This window comes from Sinorhizobium psoraleae (assembly GCF_013283645.1).
In the GTDB taxonomy this organism is placed as follows: Bacteria; Pseudomonadota; Alphaproteobacteria; order Rhizobiales; family Rhizobiaceae; genus Sinorhizobium; species Sinorhizobium psoraleae.
In genome coordinates this window covers 1,322,804-1,335,740 of record NZ_JABEKV010000002.1, presented here as the reverse complement: position 1 = coordinate 1,335,740, position 12,937 = coordinate 1,322,804, and the positions used below count along the sequence as shown (strand labels likewise).

12 protein-coding genes and 1 pseudogene are annotated in these 12,937 nt (G+C 62.3%); 5 read left to right on the top strand and 8 right to left on the bottom strand.

The window, feature by feature from the left end; translation table 11 throughout:
- Nucleotides 1-112: 112 nt before the first annotated feature.
- Nucleotides 113-310 (top strand): annotated as a pseudogene (locus ILFOPFJJ_RS35065) (tripartite tricarboxylate transporter permease); the annotation flags it as partial.
- Nucleotides 311-413: 103 nt separating this feature from the next.
- On the opposite strand, the gene ILFOPFJJ_RS15085 reads toward ILFOPFJJ_RS35065, so the two are convergent.
- From ILFOPFJJ_RS15085 to ILFOPFJJ_RS15060, 6 genes are all read right to left on the bottom strand, one after another.
- The gene (locus ILFOPFJJ_RS15085; protein WP_173511320.1) at nucleotides 414-1,619 is read right to left on the bottom strand and encodes a pyridoxal phosphate-dependent aminotransferase; all 1,206 of its coding nucleotides are present in this window, start codon (nucleotides 1,617-1,619) and stop codon (nucleotides 414-416) included.
- A gap of 28 nt (nucleotides 1,620-1,647) precedes the next feature.
- Nucleotides 1,648-2,316 carry an amino acid ABC transporter permease gene (locus tag ILFOPFJJ_RS15080; RefSeq protein ID WP_173511319.1) on the bottom strand — a complete coding sequence of 223 codons (669 nt, stop codon included), beginning with the start codon at nucleotides 2,314-2,316 and terminating at the stop codon, nucleotides 1,648-1,650.
- 6 nt (nucleotides 2,317-2,322) lie between these two features.
- Entirely contained in the window at nucleotides 2,323-2,988 is a 666-nt protein-coding gene (locus tag ILFOPFJJ_RS15075; RefSeq protein ID WP_173511318.1) for an amino acid ABC transporter permease, read from the bottom strand.
- Between the two features lie 109 nt (nucleotides 2,989-3,097).
- Nucleotides 3,098-3,967 (bottom strand): transporter substrate-binding domain-containing protein, encoded by an 870-nt coding sequence (locus tag ILFOPFJJ_RS15070; RefSeq protein WP_173511317.1) that lies wholly within the window; start codon nucleotides 3,965-3,967, stop codon nucleotides 3,098-3,100.
- 42 nt (nucleotides 3,968-4,009) lie between these two features.
- Complete coding sequence (locus tag ILFOPFJJ_RS15065) at nucleotides 4,010-6,319, bottom strand: xanthine dehydrogenase family protein molybdopterin-binding subunit (RefSeq protein WP_173511316.1); 2,310 nt, start codon at nucleotides 6,317-6,319, stop codon at nucleotides 4,010-4,012.
- Between the two features lie 23 nt (nucleotides 6,320-6,342).
- Complete coding sequence (locus ILFOPFJJ_RS15060) at nucleotides 6,343-7,128, bottom strand: amino acid ABC transporter ATP-binding protein (RefSeq protein ID WP_173511315.1); 786 nt, start codon at nucleotides 7,126-7,128, stop codon at nucleotides 6,343-6,345.
- Nucleotides 7,129-7,391: 263 nt separating this feature from the next.
- On the opposite strand from ILFOPFJJ_RS15060, the gene ILFOPFJJ_RS15055 reads away from it, so the two are divergent.
- Nucleotides 7,392-8,279 (top strand): IclR family transcriptional regulator domain-containing protein, encoded by an 888-nt coding sequence (locus ILFOPFJJ_RS15055; protein WP_210267420.1) that lies wholly within the window; start codon nucleotides 7,392-7,394, stop codon nucleotides 8,277-8,279.
- Nucleotides 8,280-8,331: 52 nt separating this feature from the next.
- On the opposite strand, the gene ILFOPFJJ_RS15050 is transcribed toward ILFOPFJJ_RS15055, so the two are convergent.
- Both ILFOPFJJ_RS15050 and ILFOPFJJ_RS15045 read right to left on the bottom strand, forming a co-directional pair.
- On the bottom strand, nucleotides 8,332-9,150 hold the full coding sequence (locus ILFOPFJJ_RS15050; protein ID WP_173511314.1) for an FAD binding domain-containing protein: 819 nt from the start codon (nucleotides 9,148-9,150) through the stop codon (nucleotides 8,332-8,334).
- A 9-nt stretch (nucleotides 9,151-9,159) separates the two neighbouring features.
- The gene (locus ILFOPFJJ_RS15045) at nucleotides 9,160-9,636 is read right to left on the bottom strand and encodes a (2Fe-2S)-binding protein (RefSeq protein ID WP_173511313.1); all 477 of its coding nucleotides are present in this window, start codon (nucleotides 9,634-9,636) and stop codon (nucleotides 9,160-9,162) included.
- Between the two features lie 136 nt (nucleotides 9,637-9,772).
- On the opposite strand from ILFOPFJJ_RS15045, the gene ILFOPFJJ_RS15040 reads away from it, so the two are divergent.
- The 3 genes from ILFOPFJJ_RS15040 (at nucleotide 9,773) to ILFOPFJJ_RS15030 (ending at nucleotide 12,754) form a co-directional block, all read left to right on the top strand.
- The gene (locus tag ILFOPFJJ_RS15040; protein ID WP_282438616.1) at nucleotides 9,773-11,074 is read left to right on the top strand and encodes an NAD(P)/FAD-dependent oxidoreductase; all 1,302 of its coding nucleotides are present in this window, start codon (nucleotides 9,773-9,775) and stop codon (nucleotides 11,072-11,074) included.
- A 69-nt stretch (nucleotides 11,075-11,143) separates the two neighbouring features.
- Entirely contained in the window at nucleotides 11,144-11,893 is a 750-nt protein-coding gene (locus ILFOPFJJ_RS15035; protein ID WP_173511312.1) for an HpcH/HpaI aldolase family protein, read from the top strand.
- Between the two features lie 30 nt (nucleotides 11,894-11,923).
- Entirely contained in the window at nucleotides 11,924-12,754 is an 831-nt protein-coding gene (locus ILFOPFJJ_RS15030; protein WP_173511311.1) for a cupin domain-containing protein, read from the top strand.
- The last annotated feature ends 183 nt before the right edge of the window (nucleotides 12,755-12,937 follow it).

Sequence of the window (12,937 nt, the reverse complement as noted above, 5' to 3'; positions counted from 1 at the left end):
GTCTCAGATGGGGTGGAGAACGGAAGTTCGGCAGCCGTTCGGTTCAGGTCTGGTTCGCGCGTTCGTGTTTGATTTCGACGGAATTTTGAACGGGTTCTATCTGGCCCTGACAATGCAGAACCTTGGGCTCGCGTTCCTCGGGTGCCTGTTGGGCACGCTGGTGTGCATTCTGCCGGGAGTAGGCCCGCTCGCGACGGTCTCTATGTTTCTGTCGATGACAATCTTCCTGGATCCGTTGACTGCCCTGGTCATGCTGGCCGGCATTTACTATGGCGCGCAGTACGGCGGATCGACCAACCTCCTCCTGGTATTCTCATCCTTGGCGATGCACGCTGAAGTGCCTCGGATAGCGCGGACCTTTCCGCTCCTGATGGGATCTCAGGGGGATATTCAGCCCGGGCCGATCAAACGAACTAGCTTAGCGCTGCGATGAACCGTCCCATGCGCTCACAGGCTTCCGTTATCTCGTCGAGCGACGCAGCGTAGGAGACGCGGAAATTGGGGCCTACGCCGAACGCAGCTCCGTGGACGACCGCGACCTTGGCAGCGGAAAGCAGTTCTAGCGCGAAGTCTTCGTCGGTTTCGATCACCTTGCCCGATGGCGCCTTCCTGCCGATCAGCGGTCCACAAGACGGATAGACGTAGAAGGCACCCTGCGGCATCTGGCATTCCAACCCTTCCATCGCGCGCAGGCGGTCCACGACGAGATCGCGTCGCTTCTGGAAGGCTGCACGACTTGCGCGGACGTAATCCTGGGGGCCTTCGAGCGCGGCGACCGCCGCCCACTGGGCGACAGAGCAGGCACCGGAGGTCATTTGCGTCTGGAGCTTGACCATGGCGTCGATCAGCGGCCGCGGGCCGCCGCCATAGCCGATGCGCCAGCCGGTCATGGCATAGGACTTTGAGACGCCGTTCATCGTCAGCGTCCGGTCGCGCAGTGACGGTTCGACGGCGACGAAGGTGACGAACTCGACCTGGTCGTAGCGCAGGTGCTCGTACATGTCATCCGTGAGAATCATCACCTGCGGGTGGCGCAGCAGAACGCCGCAAAGGTCAGCAAGCTCGGCGCGGCTGTAGACCACCCCGGTCGGATTGCAGGGGTTGTTGAAGATCAGCCAGCGCGTCTTCGGCGTGATTGCCGCATCGAGCGCCTCGGCAGTCAACTTGTAGCCCGTGTCTGGACCGGTAGGGACAAGCACTGGCTTCGCTCCACAGAACTCGGTCAGCTGGGCATAGGAGACCCAGCCGGGCACCGGAATCACCACCTCGTCGCCGGGGTTCAGCGTCGCGAGCAGCGCGTTGGCGATTACCTGCTTGCCGCCGGTGCAGACGATGGTTTCCTCAGGCCTGTAGTCGAGCCCGTTCTCGCGCGCGAACTTCGCTGCAATCGCCTCGCGCAGTTCAGGGATTCCGGCGACGGGCGGATAGCGCGTCTCACCGCGCTGCATCGCTTCGAAAGCGGCTTCCCGGATATGCAGCGGCGTATCGAAATCCGGCTGGCCGGCTGAGAGCGCGATGACGTCTTCGCCGCGCGCCTTCATGTCGCGCGCCTTCTGTGTCATGGCGATAGTCGCGGAGGTGCCTATGCGTTTGAGGGCGGCTGAGGGCTGGATGGCCATGGAATGTTCCGTCTTACTGGGAGAATGACTAGCGTGCTTCGATCTTCAGCCGGCTTTCGCACCAAGCCCCGATCATCGAGACGATCGAGAGAAGCAGGATCAAAAGAATGGCGACGGTGGTATAAGCTTCGAGCGGGCGGAAATCCTGGTCTGCCACGAGCTTGCCGGCATAAAGGAGCTCGGCATAGGCGATCGAGGAGGCGACCGTCGTCAATTTGATCAGCTCGATTACCTGAGTCGTCAGAGGCGGAACGACGCGGCGGATCGCCTGGGGAACAATCACCTGCTTCAGCGTGCTGGAATAGCCGAGCCCGATCGCCTTAGCCGCTTCCCACTGTCCCTTCTCAACACCCTGCAGACCTGCGCGGAAAATTTCGGTGAAATAGGCGCCGCCGTAGAGGCTGAGCGCCAAATAGGCGGCTATGAACGGCTTCGCCTGCAGACCTGTCAGTACCGGAATCGCATAGAAAAGCCAGAAGAGCTGGACGATGAAGGGGATGTTACGGAAGAATACCACGAAGGCCGCCGCCGGCAGCGACGCCGCCTTCGATGGCGCGGTCCGCAGCAGGCACATGATTAGGCCGATCGCCATTGCCGTCGCCACCGATACCCCTGAGAGCAGCAGCGTGCCGCCGATGCCCTGATAGAGCAGGTGTCGATAGGTAAGGATCGATGTGAAATCCCAAGTGTAGTTCATGGCGTGTCACCTTCCTGCAATGAGCCGCTTTTCGAGCAGTTTCGAAAAGCTGGTGATGCCGAAGATCAGGACGAAGAAAAGGAGCGCGATGGCGGTGAAGGTTTCGAGCGGCCGGTAGGTCTGCGTCGAGAGTTCGTTGGCCATGTAGACGGTTTCGCCATAAGCGATCACGCCTGCAAGGGTCGTTGCCTTCACCAATTCCGCAAAACGGATGAGGAACACCGGGATCATCTGGCGAACTGCCTGAGGTAGGATGACGAAGCGGATGGTGTCGGCAGAACTGAGTCCGATAGCCCTCGCTGCCTCCCATTGTCCGCGCCGGATCGCCTGCATGCCCCCGCGAAAAACCTCGGCCATGTAGGCGGCCGACTGCAGGCCGATCGCCAGGATCGAGGCTTCGAACGCGTTCATCTCCACACCGATTATCACCGGGAAGGCGAAGTAGAACCAGACGATCAGGACGAGGGCGGGGGCGGCGCGGAAGAAATTGACGTAAGCGAGCCCGAGGAAACGCAAGGGTCGTGCATTGGAGAGCCGCATCAGCGCGAGAAGCAGACCCAGCGGCAAGGCAAGGACAAGACAGGTAGCCGTCAGCAGTGCCGTGTTGGCGAAACCGTCGAGAAGCATACCGCCATTGCGCCAGACGGCGGAAAAATCCCAGATGTAGTTCATGGCGGAGCCCATTACTGTTTGGGTGCAAAGCGGACAACGAGCCGCCGAGCGGGCTTTCGGCAGGCTCTCCCGCGCAAGTACGGGAGAGCCTGTTGCAAGACGGATTCGCTTAACGCAGCAGATCTTCCTTGCGGGTGGAGGCAGCGGTCTTAGGGTCGAGGCCGCGGAAGGCGAGGAAGTCCTCGTAGAGCTGCTGCGTGCGGCCAGTGTCGTAGGAATAGCTCACGGCGACCTGCAGGAAGTCGCGCCAGCGGCTGTCGGTCTCCTTGCGGAGACCGGCGCTGGACGGGCGGGCAACCACCGGAGTCGGCACCAGCGTCTTGCCGGTCTTGAGCCGCAGCCGGCTAACGTCGGCCATTGGGCCGGTGGAGGCCGCACCGTCGACGCGGCCGGACTGGAAAGCCGCGATCGCCTCGTTCGACTGTTGGAATGTGGCGAGCGTTGCTTCCGGCGCGTTCTTCTTGATTACGTCGACGAAGGTCGTGCCCGAGGGTGCGGCGAGCTTGTACTTCGGATCGCTGAGCTCGGCCCAGGTGGTAGGGGCGAAATCGTTCTTCACCAGGAGAGCAACCGGATACCACATCACAGGACCGGCGAAATCGATAGACAGCGCGCGCTGGGGTGTGGCGTCGAGCTGGAACATGAAGTCGTACTGGTTGGCCTGCAGGCCGGCGACCGCATTGCCCCAAGTCGTTTCGACAATCTCGAGCTCAACGCCGAGCGCATCGGCGACATCTTTGCCGAGAGCGACGGCGACGCCGCGGTAGACATTGCCGTTCGTTTCGATGCCGCCCGGCTCGTCGCTGCCGGTCACGTCCTTGAAGCACCAGGGTTCAGACTGCGCGCAGCCGAGACGAACTTTCTTGGTCGACTGGATCTGGTCCCAGGTCGACTGTTCCTGAGCATAGGCCGTCGACGTCACGACCGCCATGGCAGCGATAAGCGCCACCTTCTTGATCAACGAAAAAGTCATGTTCATTCCCCTTATTCCTCCTTTGAGTCTTGATGGTTTCATTTCAGCTCAGCCGCTCAACACCTCGAAGATCTTGTTCGAGGTAAAGGGCATCTGAAGTCTTGATGTGTCATAACCGGCGAGGGCATCCATTACGGCGTTGGCGACGGCCGGCGGCGCTGCAATCGCGCCGGCCTCGCCGCAGCCCTTCACCCCGAGTGGATTGGATCGGCAGGGGATCTCGACGAAGTCGAGTTCGAAATCGATGAAATCGTCCGCTTTCGGGTAGCAGTAGTCCATCAGCGAGCCGGTCAGCATCTGGCCAGTATCGACGTCGTAGACGACCTGTTCGAGCAGCGCTTGGCCGATGCCTTGTGCCAGCCCTCCGTGGAACTGTCCTTCGACCAGCCGCCGGTCGAGAATGGTGCCCACATCGTTGACGCCGATATAGCGCTTCAACTCGACGACACCGGTCTGCTTGTCGATCTCGAGATGGCAGATGTGGCAGCCGTTCGGAAACGTCGGATTGTCCGGCGTGAAATGGGCACTAATGCTCATGCCAGCTTCGAGCCCGGGCGGGAGCGCGCGGGGATTGAAGGCCAGCCTGATCGCATCGAGGATTGGCATCGTCTCATTGGTGCCGACCTTGCGGAAAATGCCGTCGTCGAATGAGAGGTCGGCGGGCTCCACGCCGAGGGCGAAGGCGGCGATTAGTCGAGTACGCTCCAGCACCTTGTCGGCGGCCAAGTGCACCGCATTGCCACCCACCGCGAGCGCGCGCGAACCGCCGGTGCCGCGACCGAAGGCGACTTGGTCCGTATCCCCCTGTACGACGCGGATCGCATTCCTCTCGATGCCAAGGCGGTTGGCCACCACCTGCGCATAGGCTGTCTCATGGCCTTGGCCGTTGGTTTGCGAGCCGACATAGAGGATGGCCGAGCCCGATGGGTCGAAGCGAAGCTCGGCAAACTCGTCCAACCCACGGCCGCACCGATCGATGAAGTAGGCCAGGCCAAAGCCGGCGAGCTTGCCGCGCGAGCGCGCGTCCGCCTTGATCCTCTCGCGGTCGTCGAAACCGGATTGCTCCACGGCGAGGTCGATCAGCCGGGCGAAGTCGCCATCGTCGTAACGCTGGCCAGTGATCGTCCGGAATGGCATGCAGTCGCGGGAGACGAGATTCTTCTTGCGCAGCTCTGCAGGATCGACGTCGAGCTTTTCGGCTGCCTTCTGGACGAGGCGTTCGACGGCATAGATCACTTCGGGTCGCCCGGCGCCACGGTAGGAATCGACCGGGACCGTATTAGTGAAGAGCCCGCGAACGCGCACGGACACCGATTGAATGTCGTAGATGGCCGGGTGCAGTCCGTCGCCCGCAACCGTCGCGATGTTTGGACCATGTTGGGCCGGATAGGCGCCCGCATCAGCGAAGCCATCGAAACGCATGGCCAGGAAGCGCCCCTCGGCGTCCATCGCCAGCTCCGCGCGGCAACGCTGCGCGCGACCCTGCGTGTCGCTCTGCAGCGACTCCATGCGATCGCTGACCCATTTGACCGGGCGGCCAAGACGCCTGGCCGCGACCAGGGCGAGCACGTATTCACCGTAGGTGAAGATCTTCGGGCCGAAGCCGCCCCCGACGTCGGGCGTGATGACCCGCATACGGTTTTCCGGAACATGCAGCGCGTGCTGGCAGATGACGCGGCGGATGGAGTGGCCGCCCTGCGACGAGACGTACAGCGTGAAGCGGTCCTCACGCGTGTCGTAGTCGCCGATAACGCCGCGGGTTTCCAGCGACAGCCCGGCGACGCGATTATTGTCGAGTTCGAGCGACACGACGTGGGCCGCTTTGGCAAAATGCGCCTCGGTCTTGTCGCGGTCGCCCGAGTGCCAGTCGAAGCAGATGTTGTCGGGCGCCTCGTCCCAGATGCGGTCGTCGGCGGCGAGCGATGCGTCCACGCCAACCACTGCAGGCAGCGCGTCGTACTCGATTAAGACGCACTCGGCTGCTTCGCGCGCCGCCGCCGGCGTCTCGGCGATCACGGCCGCGACAGGTTCGCCTGCATAGCGGGCGGTACCGGTCGCTAGGATCGGTCGAGATGGGAGAAAGGACCTGAATTCCCGGCGTGTTTTGATGTCGGCGAGGCAAGGCAGACCGGAGATGCCCTCGGCTGCCAGTTCCTCAGCTGTCAGGACGGCGAGCACGCCTTCGACCGCTTCGGCGGCGCTGGTGTCGACTGAGAGGATTCGGGCATGCGCGTGGGGCGAGCGAACGATCGCCATCGTCGCCATCCGGGGCAGGCGCACGTCGTCGAGATAGCGCCCGGCGCCGACGAGAAACCGTCGGTCCTCCAGTCTATGCGCGCTCTGGGCGATGCCCTGCATGCCGATCCTCCTGGCTTCTTTGCCTATTCCGCCGCGACCTGTTCCGGGATGCGGAAGAGCGTATGGCTGGCGAGAAACTCGCGCATGCGCTCGGTCTTCGGATTGACCAGCACCTCGTGTGGCGCTCCCTTCTCGTGCACCCGGCCCTCGTGCAGGAAAACCACGCAATTGGCGACGTTGTAGGCGAAGCCGAGTTCGTGGGTGACGATGATCATCGTCGTTCCGTCTTCAGCGAGTTGGCGCATGGCGTTCAGCACTTCGCCGACCAGCTCCGGATCCAGTGCCGAGGTCGGTTCGTCGAACAGGACCATCGATGGCTGCATGGCGACGGCGCGGGCAATCGCGACGCGCTGTTGCTGTCCGCCCGAAAGTGACAGCGGATAGGCTTGCGCTTTATCGGCGAGGCCGACGCGGTCGAGACATTCGAGCGCGCGCTTGCGCGCCGCGTTCTGGCTCATCTTTCGCACGCGGGTAAGGCCAAGCATGACATTGCCTTCGACCGTCAGATGCGGAAAGAGGTTGAACTGCTGGAACACCATGCCGACCTGCGAGCGCACCGCCTTCAGCTCGCTGGGGGTGTAAATCGTCTTGTTGTGCGATTTTCGACCGATCGTCACGCCGTTGTGCGTGATCGTGCCGCCATCCGGCGTTTCGAGGAAGTTGACGCAGCGAAGCAAGGTCGACTTGCCGGAGCCGGAGGAGCCGAGCAGAACGACAGTCTCGCCCTTCTTTACGGTAAGGTCGATGCCCTTCAGCACCTCGACAGGCCCAAAGCTCTTGCGTAATCCTTCGATTCTCAGAACGTCCACGGCACTTCTCCTGTCGTCGATGGACGCATCGTTGCTGCAAACCGTACGCCTTGTCAATCAAAAATCGCACCGTTGTGCGAAAAGTCGATATGGGCTAAGAAATGCAGCGAAACCGGCGGTAGCGCCGGTTGGGGGTCACGCGCTCAAGTCGCCTTAGTGGCGCGGTGATAAGGTGTGGATAAGGTGAGCCGAAAGACGGATGCCACTGGAGCGGGTGGATGCGCTCGCGAAGATGGCAATCGGCCAGCAACCAGGGAGTTACTATGGCAAAGAGTGTTAAGGCAAAGAAGCCGAAGGAGGCGCGGGGTGGACGTGCGCCGTCCATGGTCGGTGGCATCAAGCGGGCAGATTTCGTCTCCGCCCTTGCACGCGGACTCGACGTGCTCAGGCTCTTCTCGGAAAGCCGGCCGCGGCTTTCCACCAGCGACGTGGCGGTGCTGACGGGGCTCAGCCGTGCGGCCGCGCGCCGTTTCCTGCTGACCCTCACAGAGCTTGGCTATCTTCACAGCGAGGGGGACTTGTTCGAGCCGCGGCCGAAGATCCTTGAACTCGGCTACACGTATCTCTCGACCTGGCGCTTCCCCGAACTCGTCCGCCCGTACCTCCAAGACGTGGTCGATGCGCTCCAGGAGAACTGCTCCTTTGCCGTGCTCGACGGTAGCGATGTCGTCTACCTTGCCCGCGCCGAAGCGCGGCGCATCGTTCAGAGCATCACGGTTTCCGTCGGTACGCGAATTCCGGCGGGGCTCTCCTCCCTCGGGCGCGTGCTGCTCGCGTACCAGCCGGCGGAAAGGATCGACACCTTCCTTGAACAGCATCCCCTCAGAGCGGCAACGCCAATGACGATCACCGATCCCGTGCTGTTCCGAAAGAGGCTCGCTGCGATCCGAGAGCAGGGCTGGACGCTGATCAACGGCGAGTTCGAGGAGGAACTGATCTCGATTGCGGTGCCGGTGCTTTCGCCCGACGGCGTTCCGGTGGGGGCAATCAATGTCGGCGCACCAACCTCACGCGCGACGGCCGCACAGATGGAGGCCCACTACCTGCCTGTCCTGAAAGAGGCAGCCGACAACATCGCACGCGCATTTGCCGCCAGCGGCCTGGATCTGTCGCGTATTCAGACTGTGCGCATTGCCAGCGAGATCCCATAATCTACGGGCGGGTCCGAATATTTGAAGGGGCGGCGAACACTTGGCGGTCAACTCAATCGAGAATCCGTTCGGAAAGCAAAGTGCGGACCGCACGTATCGTCATCGTGCGGGTGAGCGACGCCCTGTAGGCCGGCGAAGCGTGCATGTCGCCGTTGAGCATGTCGGGATCGGGCTCAAATTTGCCGAGCGCTTCCGGCGAGAAATCCCTTGTAAGCGCCGCCTCTGCTTCTTCCCAACGAAAGAGACCGTCGGCGCCGGCACCGGTTACTGCAACACGCACGGCGCTGCCACTGGCAGCGACAGCCACGCCAACGATGGCATAGCGCGAGGCGGGACTGGAAAACTTGGCATAAGCAACCCGCGTAGCGGGCGCAAAACGCACGGTGGTGACGATCTCTCGGTCCTCCAGCGCTGTGGTGAAAAGGCCGGCGAAAAATTCGTCCGCAGGGATCTCGCGCCGGTCGGTAACGATCGTCGCATCGAGGGCGAGGAGGGCTGCGGGATAGTCGGCTGCCGGGTCACAATTGGCGATGGAGCCGCCGAGCGTTCCGCGATTGCGCACGTGCCGATCGGCGATCTTGTTGGCAAGCGCGGCCAGGCCGGGCAGCAGCCGTTGCACGAGTGGGCTTGCAGCGACATCGGCATGGCAGGTCATGGCGCCGATCTCCAGCGAGCCGTCGTCGCATGCGCGGATGCCGGTGAGGCCCGGGATCGCCCGAAGCGCAACGAGCGCGGAAGGCGTGGCGAGCCCTTGCTTCATGGTCGGCAGCAGCGTCTGTCCGCCGGCGAGCAACTTTGCGCCTTCATCCTCGGCCAGGATGGAGACCGCCTCAGCGAGTGTCTGGGGGCGATGGAAGTCGAAATTCTGCATAGGTCTGCCTCAGCCGCTTCTCTTCATGGCGTCCGCACCGGCGATAACCGCCTTCACGATGTTCTGGTATCCGGTGCAGCGGCAGAGATTGCCGTGCAGTTCTTCGCGTAGGCGGGCGGGTTCGAGCAAATCCTCCTCATCGGCGATCGCAACGGCCGTCATAATCATGCCGGGCGTGCAATAGCCGCATTGCAGGCCATGACAGTCGGCAAACGCCTGCTGCATCGGGTGGAGGCGACCGTCATCGCACGCGAGGCCCTCGATCGTCGTGATTTCCTCGCCATCGCAGGCGACCGCGAGCACTGAGCAGGATTTGATCGTACGACCGTTAACGTGCACCACGCAGGCGCCACATTGGGACGTGTCGCAACCGATATGCGTGCCAGTGAGGCCAAGCGTATTGCGCAAAAGGTCGACCATCAGGGTGCGGGCTTCAACCTCGACCTCGATCGGCTTGCCGTTGACAGTTAACGAGAGCGGGACCATCGCATCCTCCGAAACAGGGCGCACGCGCCGGAACGATCGGTATCATTACTCTGTATCATTTTTCGCGCAAGTGTGCGATTAGAGAAATTGTGGAACCTCGCGTCTCAGAGACAGACGCGTCAATAGGATGAATGGCATGGCTTCGGACAATCGAAAAACGATGTTGCGCGAATATCCATGGTGGTGGGAGGGCACGGCGCTGGCCCGGCCTGAGGAACAGGCGGCGGTGTCTTTGCCGCAGCGGGTCGACGTTGCCATCGTCGGCGCCGGCCTCACCGGACTGACGGCGGCACACACGCTTGCAGAGGCCGGCCGCTCCGTCCTTGTACTCGACGCGGGCCGACCGGGAGGGGGCGCCAGCTCGCGCAATGGCGCCATGCTCGGGCGCTATTTCAAGCACTCCTTCGGCCAACTGAAGGAGGCCGCCGGTCTCGATACGGCGATCGCCTATTTCCGCGAGCTCTGCGGGGTCTATGATTTCGCCGTCAAACGCATCGAAACACTGGGCTTCGGTTCCGGATTTCGTAAATGTGGCCGGGTCGTGGGCGCGATCACGCCGGGACACCGCGATCGGCTATTCCGCGAATGGGAGCTGCGCGCCAAGCACGTGGGTGAAGCCGTCGATTTCATCCATCGGGCGGATGATCCCGAACTTCCGACGAAGCGCTATGTCGGCGGCGTGCACATCATAGAGAATGCGGCCGTTCATCCCGGCCGCTATTCGATGGCACATCTTCAAGCGGCCCGCGCGGCCGGTGCCACGGTCATTGGAAACATGCCAGTTCTTGGCGTGTCGCGCAATGGCAGCGCTTTCGTGGTGGCGACAGCGCGCGGCAATGTGCAGGTACGTGACGTGCTGATCGCCACGAATGGCTACACGCCGAAGAGTCAAAGTTGGTTCTCCCGGCGCCTCAGTCCTATCGATGCCTTCATGGTGGCGACGGCTCCGCTTGCGCCGGAAAAGCTCGCTCGCCTTTGTGCCGGCAACCGGACCTATCACGACAACCGCAAGAACTCGAACTATTACCAGTTAAGCGACAGCCGCCTGATCTTCGGCGGCCGCACGGGACTCTTCCATACATCGCTTGCGCAAATGGCCGGCAAGCTGCGCGAAGAAATGGTCCACTTCTTCCCGGAACTCGACGGCGTCGACATAACACATGCCTGGACCGGCCGCTGTGCTGCAACGGGCGACATGTTCCCGCATGTCGGCAAGCATGATGGCGTCCATTTTGCGATCGGCTACTGCTTCTCCGGCCTCGCCATGGCGCCCTATCTCGGTCACAAGGCGGCGCTTCGCATGCTCGGCAAGCACGAGGCGGCGCGCACGCTGTTCACGCAGGACGATCTGCGACATGTCGCCTGGCCGAAGCGCCAATCCTTTCTTATCCCACTTGCCATGCATTATTATCGGATGCGCGAGCCTTTGCCAAAATAGAAATTCGCACAGTTGCGCGAAATAACAATAATGCTATGGTGGCCTGGATGATCCAATAGGGGAGGCCCCATGAATTTCCGCGAGAAGCTCAGCACTGGGCGCATACTTGCCGGCACCTTCGTCAAGACGTCGTCGGCCGACATCATCGAGATCCTGGCGCTGTCCGGGCTTGATTTCATCTGTCTTGATGCGGAGCATTCTGCGTTTAGCCGCCGTGAACTCGACTGGTCGCTGGCGCTTGCGCGCGCGCTCGGCCTTTCGGCCTTTGTGCGCCTGTCTCATGGGAGCGCGGACACTATCCTTCAGGCGCTCGATGGCGGGGCGGCGGGGATCGTTGTTCCGCATGTGGATTCGCTTGCGACGGCGCGGCAAGTGGCACGGCGGTCGCGGTTTGGCCCAGGCGGCCGCGGCTATTCGGGCACCACCCGCTACGGCGGATTTTCGACGCGGGGCATGGCCGAAATCCTCCGTGAGGAGGAGAAGAATATTTTCGTGATTGCCCAGATCGAAGATCCGTCTGCGCTCGATAACATTGAGGAAATCGCCGCCACACCGGGCATCGATGCGCTCTTCTACGGCGCAGCCGACATGGCGGTGGGTCTCGGGCTCGACATTGCCGGTACGCCTGAGGTCGAGGCCGCCTTTTCACGCGTGGCGGCGGCAGCACATGCGGCGGGCAAGCCGCTCGCGGCCCATTGCGGTGCGCCGGTCGGCCTCGCGGGCCTTAAAGAGAAGGGCGTCTCGCTTGCCTTCGTCGGATCCGACCAAGGGCTTGTGCTGACAGGCGCACGCGCGATCGCAGCCGCCGCAAGCGATTAACCAAGCTCATTTCGAAAGCGGGAGAAAACGATGGCCGGGACGGCAATCAGACAGCATGGATATGTCGAATTCAACGGCGATGGAACGCGAGAGGGGGACTGGCGCGTCTGGCGCGCACGGGGCAAGACCTTCCTTGTCGAGTGGTACGAAGCGGCGGGGATCGACGCGTCGCTCGAGCGGCGCGCCATTGATGAGACGATCGCAGTCTTTCCGGCGGGCGGCGGCTCCGTGACGATTGACGGCATCTCGACGACGATTCCCGACCGCGCGATCGCGATCATTCCGCCGGATGTCCACTCGATCACTGTCGTGGCTAAGGGGCAGGTGATCCTCATGTCGCCCATCCGGTCGGATATGGCTCGTCCCGCGGCGCAAAACGAGCGAGACTATGATGATGCTTCCGCTGAGGGCATGCAGGTCGTGGGGGACGCGCCCTCGCGTGCCGGGCTGCAGGTCATTCCGATCGATGGCATCAAGCCGCCGGCCGACAAGCCGCGGCTGAAGATCGTTCGTAGCGCAACGATGAGCGTTAGCTGGATCGAATACGAAGGTCTGCGCGACCGCACCAAGCTCTCGCCGCACGACCACGCCGATTTCGAGCAGGGTTCGCTCGCTATCGAAGGAGAGTTCATCCATCACCTGCGCGTACCGTGGGGCCCCGATGCGACCGCCTGGCGCGACGATCTACATCTGGCGGCAGCCCCACGCAGTCTCTGCGTGATTCCGCCGAAGATGGTCCACACCACTGAGGGCGAGGGCGAGGGAAAGCATATTCTTCTTGATATTTTCGCCCCAGCGCGCGCGGATTTCATTGGAAAAGGCTGGGTGTTCAATCAGGACGCCTATCGCACTGAGGCGTAGGCGAAACAGCGCTCCAGGCGAGGGACTCCGATTCAATTGCGCCGAGTGCATTTTTATACAAAAAATAAGTTTCGCACAGTTGTGCGAAACTCCAAAAAAGGCTAGCAATCCATCAGCGATCGATCGGCGGATGCCGGCGACGCCAGAAAACCGCCCGGGGCGCCAGTTGCGTCGTTCGGGCCT

Bases quoted from the DNA above. Each gene is read 5' to 3' on its own strand.
- ILFOPFJJ_RS15065 (WP_173511316.1), bottom strand. From the start codon at position 6,319: ATGCAGGGCATCGCCCAGAGCGCGCATAGACTGGAGGACCGACGGTTT.
- ILFOPFJJ_RS15040 (WP_282438616.1), top strand. From the start codon at position 9,773: ATGGCTTCGGACAATCGAAAAACGATGTTGCGCGAATATCCATGGTGG.
- ILFOPFJJ_RS15035 (WP_173511312.1), top strand. From the start codon at position 11,144: ATGAATTTCCGCGAGAAGCTCAGCACTGGGCGCATACTTGCCGGCACC.
- ILFOPFJJ_RS15030 (WP_173511311.1), top strand. From the start codon at position 11,924: ATGGCCGGGACGGCAATCAGACAGCATGGATATGTCGAATTCAACGGC.
- ILFOPFJJ_RS15075 (WP_173511318.1), bottom strand. From the start codon at position 2,988: ATGAACTACATCTGGGATTTTTCCGCCGTCTGGCGCAATGGCGGTATG.
- ILFOPFJJ_RS15055 (WP_210267420.1), top strand. From the start codon at position 7,392: ATGGCAAAGAGTGTTAAGGCAAAGAAGCCGAAGGAGGCGCGGGGTGGA.
- ILFOPFJJ_RS15045 (WP_173511313.1), bottom strand. From the start codon at position 9,636: ATGGTCCCGCTCTCGTTAACTGTCAACGGCAAGCCGATCGAGGTCGAG.
- ILFOPFJJ_RS15050 (WP_173511314.1), bottom strand. From the start codon at position 9,150: ATGCAGAATTTCGACTTCCATCGCCCCCAGACACTCGCTGAGGCGGTC.
- ILFOPFJJ_RS15085 (WP_173511320.1), bottom strand. From the start codon at position 1,619: ATGGCCATCCAGCCCTCAGCCGCCCTCAAACGCATAGGCACCTCCGCG.
- ILFOPFJJ_RS15070 (WP_173511317.1), bottom strand. From the start codon at position 3,967: ATGAACATGACTTTTTCGTTGATCAAGAAGGTGGCGCTTATCGCTGCC.
- ILFOPFJJ_RS15080 (WP_173511319.1), bottom strand. From the start codon at position 2,316: ATGAACTACACTTGGGATTTCACATCGATCCTTACCTATCGACACCTG.